Source organism: Streptomyces sp. N35 (assembly GCF_016464295.1).
Taxonomy (GTDB): Bacteria; Actinomycetota; Actinomycetes; order Streptomycetales; family Streptomycetaceae; genus Streptomyces.
The window spans coordinates 1-535 of sequence record NZ_JAEIMH010000238.1; the positions used below are offsets into that span (position 1 = coordinate 1).

1 protein-coding gene is annotated in these 535 nt (G+C 63.7%); it reads left to right on the top strand.

Going from position 1 to position 535, the window contains the following annotated elements; translation table 11 throughout:
• Positions 1-118: 118 nt before the first annotated feature.
• On the top strand, positions 119-535 hold a 417-nt coding region (locus tag JAO81_RS42040; RefSeq protein WP_199553264.1), incomplete at its 3' end, for a recombinase family protein.

Genomic DNA, 535 nt, shown 5'->3' on the forward strand with positions numbered 1-535 from the left:
TCGACATCATGACCGTGCTCGACCAGCACGGCTACGAGCGAGGTGCGCAGAGCACCGTTCCGCGTCTCATCGGCCCGCTGGCCGACTTGGTGCGCGCTTACGAAGGCGGTGGTCGTAAATGACCGCTGCGCCCCCGCTCCGCGCCGTGGTCTACGCACGGGTGTCGTCGGACCCCAAACAGCGCTTCCGGTCGGTCTCTGAACAGGTTGCCGAATGTACTGCCGAGTGCGAGCGGCGGGGCTGGAAGGTCGTCGAGACCTTCCAGGACAACGACATCAGCGCGTCGCGGTACGCGACGAAGGATCGCCCCGAGTACCAGCGTTTGTTTGAGTTCCTACGTGGTGGTGCCGCTGATGTTCTAGTGACGTGGGAGAACTCGCGCGCGGAGCGCAAGCTCGATGGGTACGTGGACCTGCGTAACCTGTGCGAAGAGCACCAGGTTCAGTGGTGCTACAAGGGGCGTCTGTACGACATGGCTCGTACCGATGACCGGTTCTCTACCGGCCTGGACGCGCTCATTGCTGAGCGGGAGGCA